Origin of the sequence: Edwardsiella tarda ATCC 15947 = NBRC 105688, assembly GCF_003113495.2 — a bacterium.
Classification (GTDB): Bacteria; Pseudomonadota; Gammaproteobacteria; order Enterobacterales; family Enterobacteriaceae; genus Edwardsiella; species Edwardsiella tarda.
Genome location: NZ_CP084506.1, coordinates 348,121 through 364,255, shown reverse-complemented (window position 1 = coordinate 364,255; position 16,135 = coordinate 348,121). Strand labels below are relative to the sequence as shown.

13 protein-coding genes are annotated in these 16,135 nt (G+C 58.4%); 4 read left to right on the top strand and 9 right to left on the bottom strand.

The features are described 5' to 3' along the window. Positions 1-31 precede the first annotated feature (31 nt). Positions 32-850: a selenium cofactor biosynthesis protein YqeC gene (yqeC, locus tag DCL27_RS01785; protein WP_035596997.1), complete on the top strand. Its 819-nt coding sequence runs from the start codon at positions 32-34 to the stop codon at positions 848-850. Between the two features lie 28 nt (positions 851-878). Further along, on the top strand, positions 879-2,471 hold the full coding sequence (gene yqeB, locus DCL27_RS01780; RefSeq protein WP_035596993.1) for a selenium-dependent molybdenum cofactor biosynthesis protein YqeB: 1,593 nt from the start codon (positions 879-881) through the stop codon (positions 2,469-2,471). A gap of 142 nt (positions 2,472-2,613) precedes the next feature. Here the strand turns inward: yqeB and arcC are convergent, their stop codons facing one another. From arcC to ygeW, 5 genes are all read right to left on the bottom strand, one after another. Then, positions 2,614-3,546, bottom strand: a complete 933-nt coding sequence (gene arcC, locus DCL27_RS01775) for a carbamate kinase (protein ID WP_035595328.1) — start codon at positions 3,544-3,546, stop codon at positions 2,614-2,616. 83 nt (positions 3,547-3,629) lie between these two features. Then, positions 3,630-5,015: a dihydropyrimidinase gene (gene hydA, locus DCL27_RS01770; RefSeq protein WP_005289740.1), complete on the bottom strand. Its 1,386-nt coding sequence runs from the start codon at positions 5,013-5,015 to the stop codon at positions 3,630-3,632. A gap of 58 nt (positions 5,016-5,073) precedes the next feature. Continuing rightward, positions 5,074-6,291, bottom strand: a complete 1,218-nt coding sequence (locus DCL27_RS01765; RefSeq protein WP_035596990.1) for a YgeY family selenium metabolism-linked hydrolase — start codon at positions 6,289-6,291, stop codon at positions 5,074-5,076. 66 nt (positions 6,292-6,357) lie between these two features. Further along, positions 6,358-7,557 carry a diaminopropionate ammonia-lyase gene (dpaL, locus tag DCL27_RS01760; protein ID WP_005289735.1) on the bottom strand — a complete coding sequence of 400 codons (1,200 nt, stop codon included), beginning with the start codon at positions 7,555-7,557 and terminating at the stop codon, positions 6,358-6,360. A gap of 72 nt (positions 7,558-7,629) precedes the next feature. Further along, entirely contained in the window at positions 7,630-8,817 is a 1,188-nt protein-coding gene (gene ygeW / locus DCL27_RS01755) for a knotted carbamoyltransferase YgeW (protein WP_005289733.1), read from the bottom strand. Positions 8,818-9,364: 547 nt separating this feature from the next. On the opposite strand from ygeW, the gene DCL27_RS01750 reads away from it, so the two are divergent. Continuing rightward, positions 9,365-11,146: a sigma-54 interaction domain-containing protein gene (locus DCL27_RS01750; RefSeq protein ID WP_005289730.1), complete on the top strand. Its 1,782-nt coding sequence runs from the start codon at positions 9,365-9,367 to the stop codon at positions 11,144-11,146. A 31-nt stretch (positions 11,147-11,177) separates the two neighbouring features. Here the strand turns inward: DCL27_RS01750 and DCL27_RS01745 are convergent, their stop codons facing one another. Continuing rightward, complete coding sequence (locus DCL27_RS01745; RefSeq protein WP_005296137.1) at positions 11,178-11,507, bottom strand: hypothetical protein; 330 nt, start codon at positions 11,505-11,507, stop codon at positions 11,178-11,180. A 145-nt stretch (positions 11,508-11,652) separates the two neighbouring features. Next, positions 11,653-12,207: a single-stranded DNA-binding protein gene (locus tag DCL27_RS01740; protein WP_005289723.1), complete on the bottom strand. Its 555-nt coding sequence runs from the start codon at positions 12,205-12,207 to the stop codon at positions 11,653-11,655. A gap of 219 nt (positions 12,208-12,426) precedes the next feature. Here DCL27_RS01740 and uvrA point away from each other — a divergent pair, with 219 nt between their 5' ends. Beyond that, the gene (gene uvrA, locus DCL27_RS01735; protein WP_005296133.1) at positions 12,427-15,258 is read left to right on the top strand and encodes an excinuclease ABC subunit UvrA; all 2,832 of its coding nucleotides are present in this window, start codon (positions 12,427-12,429) and stop codon (positions 15,256-15,258) included. A gap of 55 nt (positions 15,259-15,313) precedes the next feature. Here the strand turns inward: uvrA and DCL27_RS01730 are convergent, their stop codons facing one another. Both DCL27_RS01730 and DCL27_RS01725 read right to left on the bottom strand, forming a co-directional pair. Beyond that, positions 15,314-15,658 carry an MmcQ/YjbR family DNA-binding protein gene (locus tag DCL27_RS01730; protein WP_005289715.1) on the bottom strand — a complete coding sequence of 115 codons (345 nt, stop codon included), beginning with the start codon at positions 15,656-15,658 and terminating at the stop codon, positions 15,314-15,316. Beyond that, positions 15,651-16,079, bottom strand: a complete 429-nt coding sequence (locus DCL27_RS01725; RefSeq protein WP_005289714.1) for a secondary thiamine-phosphate synthase enzyme YjbQ — start codon at positions 16,077-16,079, stop codon at positions 15,651-15,653. Before DCL27_RS01725 ends, DCL27_RS01730 begins: the two co-directional genes overlap by 8 nt. Between the last annotated feature and the right edge of the window lie 56 nt (positions 16,080-16,135).

Here is a 16,135-nt window from a genome sequence, read left to right as displayed (position 1 = left end):
TCCACTGGATTAATCACATTATTCATAGCCTATGACGGTGAACCGCATAATACCCGAATTCAATACGCTGTTTTGTGATCGTGAAACGCGCGCGCGGCCACTGCTGATCAGCCTGATCGGCGCCGGGGGCAAAACCAGCGCCTTACACTGGCTGGCGCAGGCCTGGGCCGCCCAGCAGCGACGGGTAGTGGTTACCACCACGACCCGCATGTATCTCCCCGACACGCTCCCTACCCTCTTCTGCCATCAGCCGGCAGCCTTACCGGCTGATGCGCTCCACGCCCCGATCACCGCCTGCTTCTCCGCCTGGGATGCTGCCAACGGCAAGGTGCGCGGCTTCACGCCGGAACAGGTTGATGCGCTGGCCCAACGCCCGCTAGCCGATGTGATCTTGGTCGAGGCCGATGGGGCTCATCGCCTAGCGATGAAGGCGCCTGCGGGGCACGAACCTTGCATCCCTGAACGTAGCCATTGCGTGATCGCGGTGAGCGGGGGAGCGGCGTTAGGGCATCCCGTCGGCGCACAGAACGTACACCGTTGGCCGCTATTCGCCGCCTGCAGCGGCCTGGCGCAGGGAGAACGCCTGGATATGGCGGCGATGAGCCGCTTCATTCGCCATCCAAACGGTATGTTTAAGGGCGTCCCCGATGGGGCGCGACGGGTCTGGCTGATCAACCGCTTTTATCAATCTGATAATGTGACGGACGCCGATCTGTATGCCCTGTTGCATGACGGTTTGCTGGATGCCATCTGGCTCGGTGCCGTCCGTGAACATCCCCCGATTACGCGTATCTTGCAGCGCCATGACAACAACTCTCCCCGCGGATGCCCGCGGCAGCGCTGGGAATAACAACAAGGCAGTAAACATTGAGGTCTTTATGAATATCTTTGCACAAGCCGCGCAACTTGAGGAACAGAACCGCCCCTTCGCCATGGCCCAGATCATCGAGAGTCGGGGCTCTACACCGCGCCATTCGGCCCAAATGTTGGTTTTAAAAGACGGCAGCATCATCGGCACCATCGGTGGCGGGATGGTCGAACGCCTGGTCATCGAACAGGCCATGCAGGCACTGGCCGAGCGTAAACCACGCGTCTTTCATGGCCGTATGGCACGCAGCGGGCAAGATGCGGTCGGCTCCGACTGTGGCGGCGCCATGTCGGTATACATCGATGTTCACGGCCTGCGCCCCCGCCTGGTACTGATCGGCGCCGGGCACGTCAATCGTGCCATCGCTCATGCCGCCGCGCCGCTAGGCTTCGATATTCATGTCGGCGATACTTATCAGGAGAGCCTGGATCCGGCGCTCTTTCCTGCGGGTACTCGCCTACACCATGCCGACAGCTATACCCATCTCATCGCGGCGATGCAGATCGAAGCGGAGAGCTTTGTCATTATCGCCACCAATAGCCAGGACAAGGAGGCCCTCGACTGCCTGATCGATAAGCCGCTCGATTACCTAGGGCTGTTAGGTAGCCGTCGCAAGGTACAGACCTTCTGCCAACAACTGCGCCAGAGCGGCATCGACGAGGAGCAGTTAGCACGCCTGCACGCCCCCATCGGCTATAACATCGGCGCCGAAACACCGGAAGAGATCGCCGTCAGCATTCTGGCCGAAGTGTTGCAGATCAAGAATCGCGCCGCCGGCGGCCAGATGAAGCAGAACATTCGTCTACAGCGCAATCGACTGGTGGCCATCCGGGGTGCTGGCGACATCGCCACCGGCGTGGCGCTGCGCCTGTATCATGCTGGCTTCCGCATCTTGATGTTAGAGGTGGCCAAACCGACGGTGATCCGCCGTAGCGTCGCGTTCGCTCAGGCGGTATTCGATGGCGAGACGACGGTCGAAGGGGTGACGGCGCGGCGCGCCGAGGGTGCGGAGCAGGCCTTCAGCCTGATCGAACAGGGCATCATCCCGGTGCTGGTCGATCCGCAGTGCCTCACCCTGGCGGCGCTGCAACCCCACTACCTGGTCGATGCGATCCTGGCCAAGCAGAATCTGGGGACGCGACGCGACATGGCCCCCGTCACCATCGCCCTCGGCCCGGGCTTCGATGCCGGCCAAGACTGCGATGCGGTGATCGAAACCAACCGGGGCCACCACCTGGGACGGGTGATCTACCGCGGCTTTGCCCAGGCTAACACCGGCATCCCTGGGAATATCAACGGCCACACCACCCGTCGAGTGATCCGGGCACCGCACGCCGGCATCATGCACTGCTGCGTCAAGTTGGGCGATCTGGTTAACGAAGGCGATACCCTTGCCCATATCGATAACACGCCGGTGATTTCGCCGCTGCAGGGCATGGTGCGCGGTCTGCTGAGTGAGGGACTGGAGGTCAGCGCTGGCTTTAAGATCGGCGACGTCGATCCGCGTGGGGCCCAGGCCGACCACACCACCGTCTCCGATAAGGCGCGCGCCATCGGTGGCGCGGTGTTAGAGGCGATGATGAAACTGAGCCCACAATCCTGATCCATCAGCGCGCGGCAATCCCGCGCATAGCGTGCCGACACGGCACGGCCTAACCGATAACACCGAGGGGGCGCTAAGCGCCCCCTCGGTCATTGCTGTTCAAGTGATGGCCTCGGACGCGACACCCAAGGCCCGGTGAGGATCACTGGCACACCACGGTACCGGTCTTACCCTCGATCCCCTCTTTCGCCTTATCCAGCACGGTGATCAATGCCTCTCGGCCCGCTCGAGTCCGCGCGAAGGAGAGCGCCGCCTCGACCTTGGGCAACATCGAACCCTTGGCAAAGTGCCCCTCATCGATAAAACGCTGGGCATCCTCCAGGCTGAGGCGATCGAGCCACTGCTGATTCGGCTTACCAAAGTTGATCGCCACCTTCTCGACCGCCGTCAGGATGATCAGCATATCGGCATCGATCATCTCCGCCAGCTTGGCGCTGGCCCAATCCTTGTCGATCACCGCGCTGGCGCCACGCAGATGATTCCCCTCGCGGATCACCGGGATCCCACCGCCACCGACGGTGATCACCACCTGGCCGGCGTTGATCATCGCTTTCACCGTCTCTTTCTCGATGATATCGACCGGTTTCGGCGAAGCGACCACACGGCGATAACCCCGTCCGGCATCCTCCTTCATGTTGTAGCCGTTGCGCGTCAGGATCTCCGCCTCCTCCTGGCTGAAGAACGATCCGATCGGTTTGCACGGATTGAGGAAGGCGGGATCCTTACCATCCACCTCAACCTGAGTGATCAGCGTCGCGACCGGCGTATCCATCCCCCGATCCCGCAGCTCCTCACGCAGCGCGTTTTGCAGATCGTAGCCGATATATCCTTGACTCAACGCGACACAGACCGACATCGGCAGCATCGGGGTGTGCGCTTCGGTCTTCGCCGCCGCCTCGAACGCCTGGTTGATCATGCCAACCTGTGGGCCGTTGCCGTGGGTGACCACCACCTGATGGCCCTGGGCGATCAGATCGACGATCGCCCGTGCCGTGGTTTTCACCGCCTTCATCTGTTCGGCCAGCCCTTCGCCCAGTGCGTTTCCCCCCAGCGCGAGCACGATTTTTTTCTTCATCATATCCTCACTCGTATGTTGTTGGGCCGGACTGCATCCCGTCGCGCAAGCTTCCCGGCGGTATGCGGGCGCAGCCGTACTGCCTATAGCGGTGCCTGAAACGCTTTACGCTTCAGAAAACGCCCGCGCCCCGGTTCGGCGCTAAACTGCCCTTCACTGAAAATCCGTTCGCCGCGTGCCAGGGTATGACGGATCTCCCCCCGGCAGACCATGTCCTCGTAGGGACTGTAGTCGGCGTTATCATGCAATGCGCTGTGATGAATAGTGGTGGTGCGGCGCGGATCGATGATCACCACGTCGGCATCGGCGCCTGGGGCGATCAGCCCCTTTTGCGGCCAGAGGCCGAACAGGCGCGCCGGGGTGGCGCTGGTCAACGCCACGAAATGTGGCAACGAGATACGTCCGGTCATCACCCCGGCGGAGAACAACAGCAACATACGGTTCTCGACGCCCGGTAACCCATTGGGACAACGACTGAAGTTACCGCCGGAGAGTGCCTGTCGCTGGCTGTAAGGGAAGGTACAGTGATCGGTGGCCACCACATCGATGGCGCCGTCGCTGATGCCACACCACAAGGCATCCTGCTCGCGCAGATTACGTAGCGGCGGGCTAAGGATAAACTTCAGCCCATCCTCACGCAGGTAACAACGCTCATCCAACAGCAGATACTGCGGGCAGGTCTCCACCCACACCGGCTGATGGCGCGCACGCGCCAGGCGCAGGTACTCCAGCCCTAAGCCATTAGAGAGGTGGACGATATACAGCGGTGCATTGCCGGCCAACTGCGCCAGGTTAATCATCCGGGCGATGGCCTCCGCCTCGCACTCCAAGGGACGGCTGCGAGCGTGAAAGATCGGTGCGACCTCGCCTTGCGCCAGATAATGGGCGCGACGTTGGGCGATGGCGGCATCGTTCTCCGGATGCACCGTGGTCAAGGCCCCGACCTGATGCAAACGACGCAAGGCACGCAATACCGCGTCATCGTCCAGCTTGAAACCATAGGTCAGATAGAGCTTAAAGCTGCTGATGCCCTCGTCATGCACCATCGAGGCCATCTCGTCGAGGATCGCCTCGTCGATATGCTGAATCACCCCGTGGAAACTGTAGTCGATCACCGCCTTGCCGGCGGCATAGTCATGATAGGCCGCCAACTGATGATGCAGGCAGCAGCCTTTCGGGCCGAAGCCCATATGGTCGATAATGGTTGTTGTACCGCCACACGCCGCTGCGCGGGTGCCGGTAAAAAAATCATCACAGCTCCGCGCCAAGCCAACATCGATGTTGAAGTGGGTATGGACATCGACGCCGCCGGGCAACACATAGCAGCCTTGCGCATCGATCACCTCATCCGCCTCGTCCTCGCTCAGGCCGGGGTCGACGCGACTGATGATGCCATGCTCAATCAGCACATCCGCCAACCGTTCGCCGTCGTGGTTCACCACCGTGCCATTCTTAATTAGCGTTCTCATCGTCGTGACTCCGCAGAGGAGCCCCGGCACCACGGGTGCCGGGGCGGGGGGCATTAACTTACTTCTTCAGCTGTTCCATATAGGTCAGCGGGATGGCGGCATACATCGCCGCACAGGTCACCAGATGATCCTTCCAGGTCTTCTCGTTCGGCGCATGCGCCTCCGGCTCTTTACCCGGACCGAAACCGATCACCGGGATGCCATGACGACCCATGATGGAGACGCCGTTGGTGGAGAAGGTCCACTTGTCGACCACCGGCTGCTTACGGAACAAGCCTTGATAAGCTTGGCTCAGTGTCTTCACCGTGATGTGATCTTCTTCGACCTTCCAGGTAGGGAAGTAGCATTCGGTCGGATAGACCAGCCCGGTGTAGGAGGGGCGATCGTAGTTGTACATGGAGACGGTCGCGTTAGCGGCTTTCACCGCCGGCAGGGCACGGATCTCCTCCAGTGCACCTTCCCAGGTTTCGCCCCAGGTCAGGCGACGGTCGATGGAGACGGCGCAGCTGTCGGCGACGGCGCAACGGCTCGGTGAGGTGAAGAAGATCTCGGAGACGGTCAGCGTCCCCTTGCCGAGGAACTCGTCATACCCCAGATTCTGTGACAGCTCTTGTAACTCGTTCAGGATCGGCCCCATCTTGAAGATGGCGTTATCGCCGCGCTCCGGTGCAGAACCGTGGCAGCTGATACCCTGTACATCGATACGGATCTCCATACGCCCACGCTGGCCGCGGTAGATCTGACAATCGGTTGGTTCGGTACTGACCACGAACTCCGGACGGATCTTAGATTGCTCGATGATGTACTGCCAGCACAGGCCGTCACAATCCTCCTCCTGTACCGTCCCGGTCACCAGCAGGGTGTACTGATCTTCCAGCCCCAGATCCTTGATGATCTTACCGGCATATACCATGGAGGCCATGCCGCCTTCCTGATCCGACGCGCCGCGTCCGCCGATCAGTTCATCGGTCTCCATCCCCTCATAGGGAGCGAAGGTCCAGTTCTTGATGTTACCCACCCCGACGGTGTCGATGTGGGCATCCATGGCAATCAGATGCGGGCCGTGACCGACATAGCCCAACACGTTACCCATCGGGTCGATCTCGACACGATCGAAGCCCACTTTCTCCATCTCTTCTTTGATACGCAGTACTACACGCTTTTCGTCGCAGCTTTCACTGGGGATGGCAATCATGTCGCGCAGGAAACGGGACATGTCGTCTTTATACTGATGCGCCTTCTCCAGAATCATATCGAACGGAACTTGCTTAGCCATTATATTCTTCTCCAGTGGTGATCCCCCCGCCGGGCGGGGAGCATGAATTCAACGATGCCCCCGCGCTTATTCACACGCCGGGTATTTCCCTTCCCAAACCACTTCACGGTAGTGCTTCACGTCGGTATCCCCTTCGGTACTGATCAACAGCACCACGGAGTCGCGATTCAGCCCTAACGTCTTCATCAGTTCTTCACGACGCGGGTGATGGTGAACGGCAGCCAAGACCCCGAGACCAACGGCACCCGATTCGCCAGAGATGATGCGTGCATCCTGACCCAACGGGTTACCCAACACACGCATCCCCAGCGCCGCCACCTTGTCCTGGCAGGAGATAAACTGGGTGGCACAATTGCGCAGCAGCGGCCAGCCCAACGGGTTCGGCTCGCCGCAGGCCAGGCCAGCCATGATGGTGGACATGTCGCCGCCGACGTTGACGATCTCCCCCTTCACCCCGGAGCGGAATACGCAGTCCGCCAGATCCGGCTCGACGATCACCGAGTGCAGATTATTCGCGCCATACACATCGACCAGATAGCCCAACACGCCCCCCGCCATGGCGCCGACGCCAGCTTGCAGGAAGACGTGAGTCGGGCGCTCAATGCCCATCTGCGCCATCTGCTCCACCGCTTCGTCCGCCAGCGTGGCGTACCCCTGCATGATCCAGGTCGGGATCTTGGTGTAGCCTTCCCACGCGGTATCCTGCACCACTTCCCAACCCCGCTCCTGCGCGGTCTTCATGGTCAGACGTACCGTGTCGTCATAGTTCATATCGGTAACGATGCATTCGGCGCCCAGGTTACGGATATGCTCTACCCGCTCACGCGCCGAGCCCTTCGGCATGTACACCACCGCATGCTGCCCCAACTGCTGCGCGGCCCAGGCCACGCCACGACCATGGTTACCATCGGTAGTGGTGGCGAAGGTCATGCGCTCGGTCAGTGTGGATTTGAGCTTCTCGAAGGAGAAGTCATTGATATCCATGTGATACTTATCACACAACAGGCGAGCGATGGCGTAGGCACCGCCCAGCATCTTGAAGGCGTTGAGGCCGAAACGCTGCGACTCATCCTTCACTAAGATCTTGCCGATGCCGAACAGGTGAGACAGTTCATCCAGGGCATATAGCGGCGTGGGACGGTAGCCGGTAATTTTTTTATGAAAGGCCCGCGCTTTCTGTGCTTCGGCACGGGAGAACAGTGGCGACGTTTCACCATTGAAGAAACGGTTCTGCGCAATATCCACCTTCAACGAGAAAACAGACATAAACCAACCTCATCCATCGAAAAAGAGATCCGCGCTGGCGGAGGGGCCGGCCCTGTCGGCCGGCCGACGGTGTTACTTAATACGTTTCTGCGCCTCTTTGAGCAGTTGCTCCAGCAACAGACCCGGTTTCGGGAACTTACGGGCGACGATCATGGCGGCGATGATATACGGCTTCCAGCTGGCCTCTTTGTAAGTGGCGATGCGGTATTTTTCGAATACGCCTTCAGTGACCTCACCCTCTTTGCAGGAGACACCGGAGATATCAGCCGGCAGGCAGTGCATATACAGGGCCTCACCGCCACGCGTCAGCTTCATCATCTCTTCGGTGCAGTGCCAATCTTTATGGTTGGCGTTCTGGGCCAGGCACTGTTTTTCCAGCGCCTTCAGGCCATCGTGGTCATTGGCGCGCAGCAGTTCGGTGCGCTGCTCCATCACCTGATACGGAGCCCAGGACTTGGGATAGACGATATCCGCATCCTTGAAGGCTTCGGCCATCGAGTTCACCTGGCGGAAGCTGCCGCCGGATGCCTTGGCATTGTTACGCGCGACCTCGACCACATCCGGGATCAGGTCATAGCCTTCCGGGTGAGCCAGGGTGACATCCATACCGAAGCGCGTCATCAGGCCGATGATGCCTTGCGGTACGGACAGCGGCTTACCGTAGCTCGGTGAGTAGGCCCAGGTCATGGCGATCTTCTTGCCCTTCAAATTCTCCAGGCTGCCGAAGTGCTCACGCAGCCAAGCCAGGTCGGCCATGGATTGCGTCGGGTGGTCGATATCACACTGCAGGTTGATCAGCGCCGGACGCTGCGGCAACACACCCTGCTCATAGCCTTCATCCAACGCGGCACCGACTTCGCGCATATAGGCGTTACCAGCCCCCAGATACATGTCATCACGGATGCCGATGGCATCGGCGCAGAAGGAGATCATGTTGGCGGTCTCACGCACGGTCTCTCCGTGAGCGATCTGGGATTTGCCCTCATCCAGGTCCTGCTGAGCCAGACCCAGCAGGTTCAAGGCCGAGGCATAGGAGAAACGAGTACGGGTTGAGTTATCACGGAATACGGAGATACCCAGCCCGCTATTAAAGATTTTGGTCGCGATATTTTCTGCACGCATCGTCTTCAACGCGTCGGCGACATCCAGCACCAGCTTTAGCTCTTCCGGACTCTGCTCCCAGGTCAGCAAAAAGTCCTTGTCATGAAGGTTAGACTTGAGCGCGTTGATATCCTTGATAATTTCATTAACAGTTTTCATCGTATGGCCCTAATGAGTAAGTGACTGGCTACCTGACAACCTGCTACGCCGCCCAGGCGGTGAGAGTCCGACCTGCAAACAGCCGATAACAGCGACTGATAAGACTTAAACAATAACTGTGCCAAATTTGTTTTCTGCCAGTGTGGAGCGAGAGCGCCCATGATATTGTGCGAGAGGCATCACAAAATAAGACTCAAAAGCCCTGAAAGGGGACCTGTTTTATCTGTTGGATGCATATTATCAGCAGAGTAAATACACTAAACACTTGCTTGCGGAGTCAGCGGCGGCCATTTTTTTTCACTGTTCAGTAACCCATATTGATAACATATCCGCCATTAGTCTCATTTTGATAATAAAGTGTGATGGCTATTACATATTTGTCGTATCGCGCGCGAAAAAAAATCCATATTTATCAAAATTCAATTTTGCTGAGTTAGTATCATGCGATAAATGAAGATGCATGTGACCTAATGGAATAGGTTGTCACCACCGCCAAAATATCCGCGACACCGGGTAACTGGTTAAGTGCTAAAAGAAAGGTTTAATTATGACGTCGGCAAACACGCAATCCGTTTTAATGCAGATCCAACCCATCATTCTGCGCTTTACCAAGATGCTGTCTAGCGTACTGCAACTGGAGGTTGAAATCGTCGATGCCGCCATGACACGCGTCGCCGGCACCGGCCCGTATGGCAAGTTCTTCGGCCGCAAGCTCAACAGCAATTCACGCCTACTGCGTTACGTCCTCGATACTAAACAGGAAAAGGTGGTGATCCGCTCACGTTTCGATCCGGTCTGTGAAGGATGCAACAGTAAGGATAACTGTAAGGAGAAGGCTTTCCTTGGTACGCCCATTCTGTTCCAAGGAAACTGTATCGGGGTGATTAGCCTGGTCGCCTTTACCCAAGAGCAACAAGAACGAATAAAAGATAATTTACACGAGTTCTCCGATTACGTTCGCCATATATCCAACATATTCGTCTCTAAACTATTGGAAAGCCAAGGAGCAAACGATGGCGTCAGCAAAATACTGCTAAGCCTAATCGAGAATATGGATCAGGGGGTGGTCGTCCTTGACGAAAATAATCAGGCGAAATTTGCCAACGCGACGGCATTAAAACAATTGAATGCCATTAATGAGCAAGTTATAGGTAAAACTTTTAATATTCGCCCGCTGACCTATCAACAAAACTATCTCAGCGGCCATCTGCAACATATCGTCACCTTCGATCAGCATCAAGAGTTGGTCATCGGGCAGCTACACGATATACAGGACCACCAGCTGTTCCTGATGGCGTTCCATCAGTCTCACTCGCCGATGAACGTCGAGCTGAATCCGGACGATCCGCGTATCGAACATCTGGTGGGGGAGTGTCGTCCGATGCGCACCCTCAAACGCTTAATCAGCCGCGTGGCGCCCAGTCCCTCCAGCGTGCTGATCGTCGGTGAGAGCGGCACCGGTAAAGAAGTGGTGGCGCGGGCCATCCACCAGTTGAGCGATCGTAACAATAAGCCCTTCATCGCCATCAACTGCGCCGCCATTCCCGACCAACTGCTGGAGAGCGAGCTGTTCGGCTATGTGAAGGGGGCCTTCACCGGGGCTTCGGCCAACGGTAAGGTCGGCCTGATCCAGGCGGCTAATCACGGTACGCTATTCCTCGATGAGATCGGCGACATGCCCCTCACGCTGCAAGCCAAGCTGTTGCGGGCCATCGAGGCTCGGGAGGTTCAGCCGATCGGCTCCAGTAACCCGGTCTCCGTCGATATCCGCATCATCTCGGCGACCAACCAGAATCTGGAGCAGTACATCGCGGAGGGAAAATTCCGCGAGGATCTCTACTACCGCCTCAACGTCATCCCCGTCGCGCTACCGCCACTACGCGAGCGTAATGGCGACATCGAGCTGCTGATCCACTACTTCCTTAACCTGCATACCAAGCGTATCGGCCTGGTCTACCCGGGGATCTCCCCGCAGGTGATGATGTTACTCAAACGCTACCGTTGGCCGGGTAACGTACGCGAGCTGAGTAACCTGATGGAGTACCTGATCAACGTGGTGCCCAGCGGCGAGGTGATCGATACGGCGTTGCTGCCGCCGAACCTGGTCAATGGCCAGGTCACGCCGGTCTACCGCGAAGACAACAGCCACTATCAGAGTAGTGTGGCCTGCGATGACCATGGCAGCACGGCGCTGGAGGAGATGGAGAAGCAGATGATCCGCGAGGCGCTATCACGCCACAGTAACAAGAAGCAGGCGGCGGAAGAGTTGGGGATAGGCATCGCGACGCTCTACCGCAAGATCAAAAAGTATGAGCTAACGACACCGTAATGCACCGAGTGGGCCCATCCAACGGGCCCACTCAACCATGTAGCCAGAACAGGCCGGCGACGAACATGGCAAACAATAGCGGTAGGGCCAACACCACAAGCTCGACCATACGCTGGCCTGGCCGCACACTTTCCGGCGTACTGCGTGCCAGGGCGAGCGCCCCCACCAGCAACGCCAATAATGACAGAAGGCCGGCAAAGGCCGCATCGGCCAGCAGTACCGTCATCTGCCAGCTTCGATACGCCTGGGCGGAGAGCGCAGCCTGATAACGCCCCGTCTCCAGCCACTGCCAGAGCAACAATACCCATGGCATCAGCCAGGCACCACTGCCCACCATCCAGGAAAGTCGTCGTAATACCATCACACCCTCTCAGCTCGCCGAGCCGCAGAAATAGTAGGCCATCTCCACCGCATCACCCTTCACGATGCTTCGCCACGCCTCATGGCCGATTACGCCAAAGAAAAAGCCCCGCATCGCGGGGCTCTCTGACCGTCTACCCGCGCGATCAGAACGGGATATCATCATCGAAATCCATCGGCGGCTCGTTGCTCTGCGGTGCGGCCGGTTGTGCTGGCGCGGCATAACCCCCCTGCTGCTGACGAGGCGCGGATTGCCCACCGCTGAAGGCGGCGCCTTGCGGCTGCTGCGGCTGGCCCCAGCCCCCTTGCTGGCCTTGGTTACCTTGGTTACCCATCGGAGCCCCGCCACCCTGACGTCCCCCCAGCATCTGCATAGAGCCGTTGATGTCGACGACGACTTCGGTGGTATAGCGGTCCTGGCCGCTCTGATCCTGCCACTTACGCGTACGCAGTTGCCCCTCAACGTATACCTGAGAGCCTTTGCGCAGGTATTCGCCGGCGATCTCCGCCAGCTTGCCGTACAGCGCAACACGATGCCATTCGGTGCGCTCTTTCTGCTCACCGGTCTGCTTGTCACGCCAAGATTCAGAGGTCGCCAGCGTCAAGTTGGCAACGGCACCGCCGTTCGGCATATAACGGACTTCCGGATCCTGACCCAGATTACCGATAAGAATCACTTTGTTTACGCCTCTGCTGGCCATATCGACTCTCCTGATGAAGTAAATTTATTCAGTCTAAACGGTAAATTCTAACACGCCAGCGGCGCTTGAGCACTCTCGATCGTTTCTGCGGCGCACGCCGTAATCCGTCAGCGGTACGGCTATTGAATACTGGATATTCATTCAGTTTTGAATATGTCATAATTATTGATCACGTTTGTGCACGCAGAGATCGATAACTGTTAATCCGGGAAGTCGGTAATGGATAAAATAGAAATACGGGGTGCTCGCACCCACAATCTCAAGAATATCAACCTGATCATTCCCCGCGACAAACTGGTGGTCATCACCGGCCTGTCCGGATCCGGTAAGTCCTCTCTGGCGTTCGATACGCTGTATGCCGAAGGACAACGGCGCTACGTCGAGTCACTCTCCGCCTACGCCCGCCAGTTTTTGTCGTTGATGGAGAAGCCCGATGTCGATCATATCGAGGGCTTATCACCCGCCATCTCCATCGAACAAAAGTCAACCTCACATAACCCACGCTCTACCGTCGGCACCATCACCGAAATCCATGACTATCTACGTCTGCTGTTCGCCCGTGTCGGCGAGCCACGTTGCCCGACGCATGGCACGCCGCTGGCGGCGCAGACCGTCAGCCAGATGGTCGACAATGTGTTGGCGCAACCGGAAGGTAAGCGTCTGATGCTGCTGGCGCCGATCATCAAGGATCGCAAGGGCGAACACAGTAAGACCCTGGAAAACCTGGCGGCGCAAGGGTATATCCGCGCGCGGATCGATGGCGAGGTCTGCGATCTCTCCGATCCGCCGAAGCTAGAGCTGCAAAAGAAACACAGCATCGACGTGGTGGTCGATCGCTTTAAGGTTCGCCCTGACATGGCACAGCGCCTGGCCGAATCATTCGAGACCACGCTAGAACTCTCTGGCGGCAGTGCGGTCGTGGCCGATATGGACGATCCCCAGGCGGAAGAGTTGCTGTTCTCCGCCAACTTCGCCTGTCCTCTGTGTGGCTACAGCATGCGGGAGTTAGAACCGCGCCTGTTCTCCTTCAATAACCCGGCAGGCGCCTGTCCGACCTGTGATGGCCTGGGTGTTCAGCAATACTTCGATCCCGATCGCGTGGTGCAGAATGGCGAGCTCTCGTTAGCCGGTGGTGCGATTCGCGGTTGGGATCGCCGTAACTTCTACTATTTCCAGATGCTGCGCTCGTTAGCCGACCATTATCATTTTGATATCGAAGCGCCTTTCGACTCACTGAGCGAGGCGGTACGGAAGGTAGTGCTCTACGGCTCAGGCAAAGAAGAGATCGAGTTCAAGTACATTAACGATCGCGGCGACACCACGGTACGCCATCACCCCTTCGAGGGGGTGCTGCACAACATGGAGCGCCGCTATAAAGAGACCGAGTCCAGCGCGGTACGCGAGGAGCTGGCGAAGTTTATCAGCAACCGTCCCTGCGCCGCCTGCGGTGGAACCCGTCTGCGCGAAGAGGCGCGTAATGTCTTCATCGAGGACACCACCCTGCCGCAGATCGCCGATCTCAGCATCGGCGCGGCGTTACGCTTCTTCCACCAACTGGCCCTCAGCGGACAACGCGCCAAGATCGCCGAAAAGGTGCTGAAAGAGATCGGCGAACGCCTGCAATTCCTGGTCAACGTCGGGCTCAACTATTTGACCCTGTCGCGCTCGGCCGAGACGCTGTCCGGCGGCGAGGCGCAACGCATCCGCCTGGCCAGCCAGATCGGTGCCGGGCTGGTCGGGGTGATGTATGTACTGGATGAACCCTCCATCGGCCTACATCAACGCGATAATGAGCGCCTGCTCGACACATTGATGCATCTGCGCAACCTGGGTAACACGGTGATCGTCGTCGAGCACGATGAAGACGCCATCCGTGCCGCCGATCATATCATCGACATCGGCCCCGGTGCCGGCGTGCATGGTGGCGAGATCGTCGCCCAAGGCGACGTGGCGCAGATCATGGCGACCCCCGCCTCCCTCACCGGCCAATATCTGAGCGGACAACGTAAGATCGCCATCCCCAGCGAGCGGGTCGCCGCCGATCCAACGCGTGTGCTCAAGCTGAGCGGTGCGCGTGGTAATAACCTGAAAGAGGTGACATTAACCCTGCCCGTCGGGCTGTTCACCTGCATCACCGGTGTCTCTGGCTCCGGCAAATCGACGCTTATCAACGATACGCTGTTCCCCATCGCGCAACGCCAGTTGAATGGCGCCACGCTGAGTGAACCGGCCCCCTACCGTAGCATTGAGGGGCTGGAGCACTTCGACAAGGTGATCGACATCGATCAAAGCCCCATCGGACGGACGCCACGCTCTAACCCGGCGACCTACACCGGTATCTTCACCCCGATCCGTGAGCTGTTCTCCGGGGTACCGGAGTCGCGCGCCCGTGGTTATACCCCTGGCCGCTTCAGCTTTAACGTACGCGGGGGGCGCTGTGAGGCCTGCCAGGGCGATGGGGTGATCAAGGTGGAGATGCACTTTCTACCGGACATCTACGTACCATGCGATCACTGCAAAGGTAAGCGCTATAACCGCGAAACCTTGGAGATCAAATACAAAGGGAAGAACATCCACGAGGTGCTGGAGATGACCATCGAGGAGGCGCGCAGTTTCTTCGACGCCGTCCCGGCGCTGGCGCGTAAGCTACAGACGCTGATGGATGTTGGCCTGGGTTATATTCGTTTGGGACAATCGGCCACCACCCTATCCGGCGGCGAGGCACAGCGCGTTAAGCTATCACGAGAGCTCTCTAAGCGCGGCACCGGGCAAACCCTGTATATTCTGGACGAACCGACCACCGGTCTACACTTCGCCGATATTCAGCAACTCCTGGCGGTATTGCACCAGCTACGTGACCAGGGCAATACCATCGTGGTTATCGAGCACAATTTGGACGTGATCAAAACGGCGGACTGGATCGTCGATCTGGGGCCGGAAGGCGGCAGCGGTGGTGGACAAATCTTGGTCGCCGGGACGCCGGAAACCGTCGCGCAATGCGAAACCTCGCATACCGCACGCTTCCTGCGCCCGATCCTCGAACACGCGTGATACGTACCACGCCGCCGGGACATCGCCCGGCGGCCGGTACAGCTTCGCGGGGAACTTACTGTAACGGGTGCTGCTCGCTGGCTTGATGTAGCGCCAACTGGTAGGAGCCATCCACCAACTGATAAAGCAACGAATCGTTGAGGGCACCGTCGAGGAACACGGTGCTCCAGTGCGCCTTGTTCAGGCGACTGCTCGGTACGATATCCTTGTGAAGACTGCGCAGCCTGGCGGCCTGCTCACAGCTGGTCTTCACCGCCACCGCCGGGCGTGCCTCGCCATTCTCCACCATCGCGAATAATACCCCGCCAACACGCACTTGGTGGGTACGCCAGCGGTTCTGTAAGGTTTGCTGCGCCCCGGGCTTCGACAGGCAATATTGCATAAATGCCGAATTATCCATCAATCCTATCCCCTTGTATGGTTGCTACGATACGGCGTATCCCGCCCTGTATACGGTGTTCGCCAAGCCAAATACCCTGCCAGGTTCCAAGCTGTAACGCGCCCTGGCGTATCGGCACCACCAGCGAGGTTCCCAGCAGAGACGACTTGATGTGGGCGGGCATGTCGTCCGCACCTTCGTCGTCGTGCGCATAGGGAGCATCTTCCGGCACCGCACGCAAAAAATAACGTTCCATGTCATGACGCACTGTGGGATCACAGTTTTCATTGAGGGTAAGCGACGCCGAAGTGTGTTGTAACAGCAGATGCAACAGCCCCACCCGTACCTGACACAAGGCCGGTAATGCGGCGGTGATCTCCGCCGTGATCAGATGGAAACCGCGCGCTCTCGCCCGCAGCGTCAAGGTTTGCTGATACCACATTCTTACAACGTCCTCGATAAGTATATTCTTTGTACAGCTGGCAGCAAGAAAACGCA

Excerpts from the sequence above, each read along its gene's own strand:
- yqeC (WP_035596997.1), top strand. The coding sequence starts at position 32 with ATGACGGTGAACCGCATAATACCCGAATTCAATACGCTGTTTTGTGAT.
- yqeB (WP_035596993.1), top strand. The coding sequence starts at position 879 with ATGAATATCTTTGCACAAGCCGCGCAACTTGAGGAACAGAACCGCCCC.
- arcC (WP_035595328.1), bottom strand. The coding sequence starts at position 3,546 with ATGAAGAAAAAAATCGTGCTCGCGCTGGGGGGAAACGCACTGGGCGAA.
- hydA (WP_005289740.1), bottom strand. The coding sequence starts at position 5,015 with ATGAGAACGCTAATTAAGAATGGCACGGTGGTGAACCACGACGGCGAA.
- DCL27_RS01765 (WP_035596990.1), bottom strand. The coding sequence starts at position 6,291 with ATGGCTAAGCAAGTTCCGTTCGATATGATTCTGGAGAAGGCGCATCAG.
- dpaL (WP_005289735.1), bottom strand. The coding sequence starts at position 7,557 with ATGTCTGTTTTCTCGTTGAAGGTGGATATTGCGCAGAACCGTTTCTTC.
- ygeW (WP_005289733.1), bottom strand. The coding sequence starts at position 8,817 with ATGAAAACTGTTAATGAAATTATCAAGGATATCAACGCGCTCAAGTCT.
- DCL27_RS01750 (WP_005289730.1), top strand. The coding sequence starts at position 9,365 with ATGACGTCGGCAAACACGCAATCCGTTTTAATGCAGATCCAACCCATC.
- DCL27_RS01745 (WP_005296137.1), bottom strand. The coding sequence starts at position 11,507 with ATGGTATTACGACGACTTTCCTGGATGGTGGGCAGTGGTGCCTGGCTG.
- DCL27_RS01740 (WP_005289723.1), bottom strand. The coding sequence starts at position 12,207 with ATGGCCAGCAGAGGCGTAAACAAAGTGATTCTTATCGGTAATCTGGGT.
- uvrA (WP_005296133.1), top strand. The coding sequence starts at position 12,427 with ATGGATAAAATAGAAATACGGGGTGCTCGCACCCACAATCTCAAGAAT.
- DCL27_RS01730 (WP_005289715.1), bottom strand. The coding sequence starts at position 15,658 with ATGGATAATTCGGCATTTATGCAATATTGCCTGTCGAAGCCCGGGGCG.
- DCL27_RS01725 (WP_005289714.1), bottom strand. The coding sequence starts at position 16,079 with ATGTGGTATCAGCAAACCTTGACGCTGCGGGCGAGAGCGCGCGGTTTC.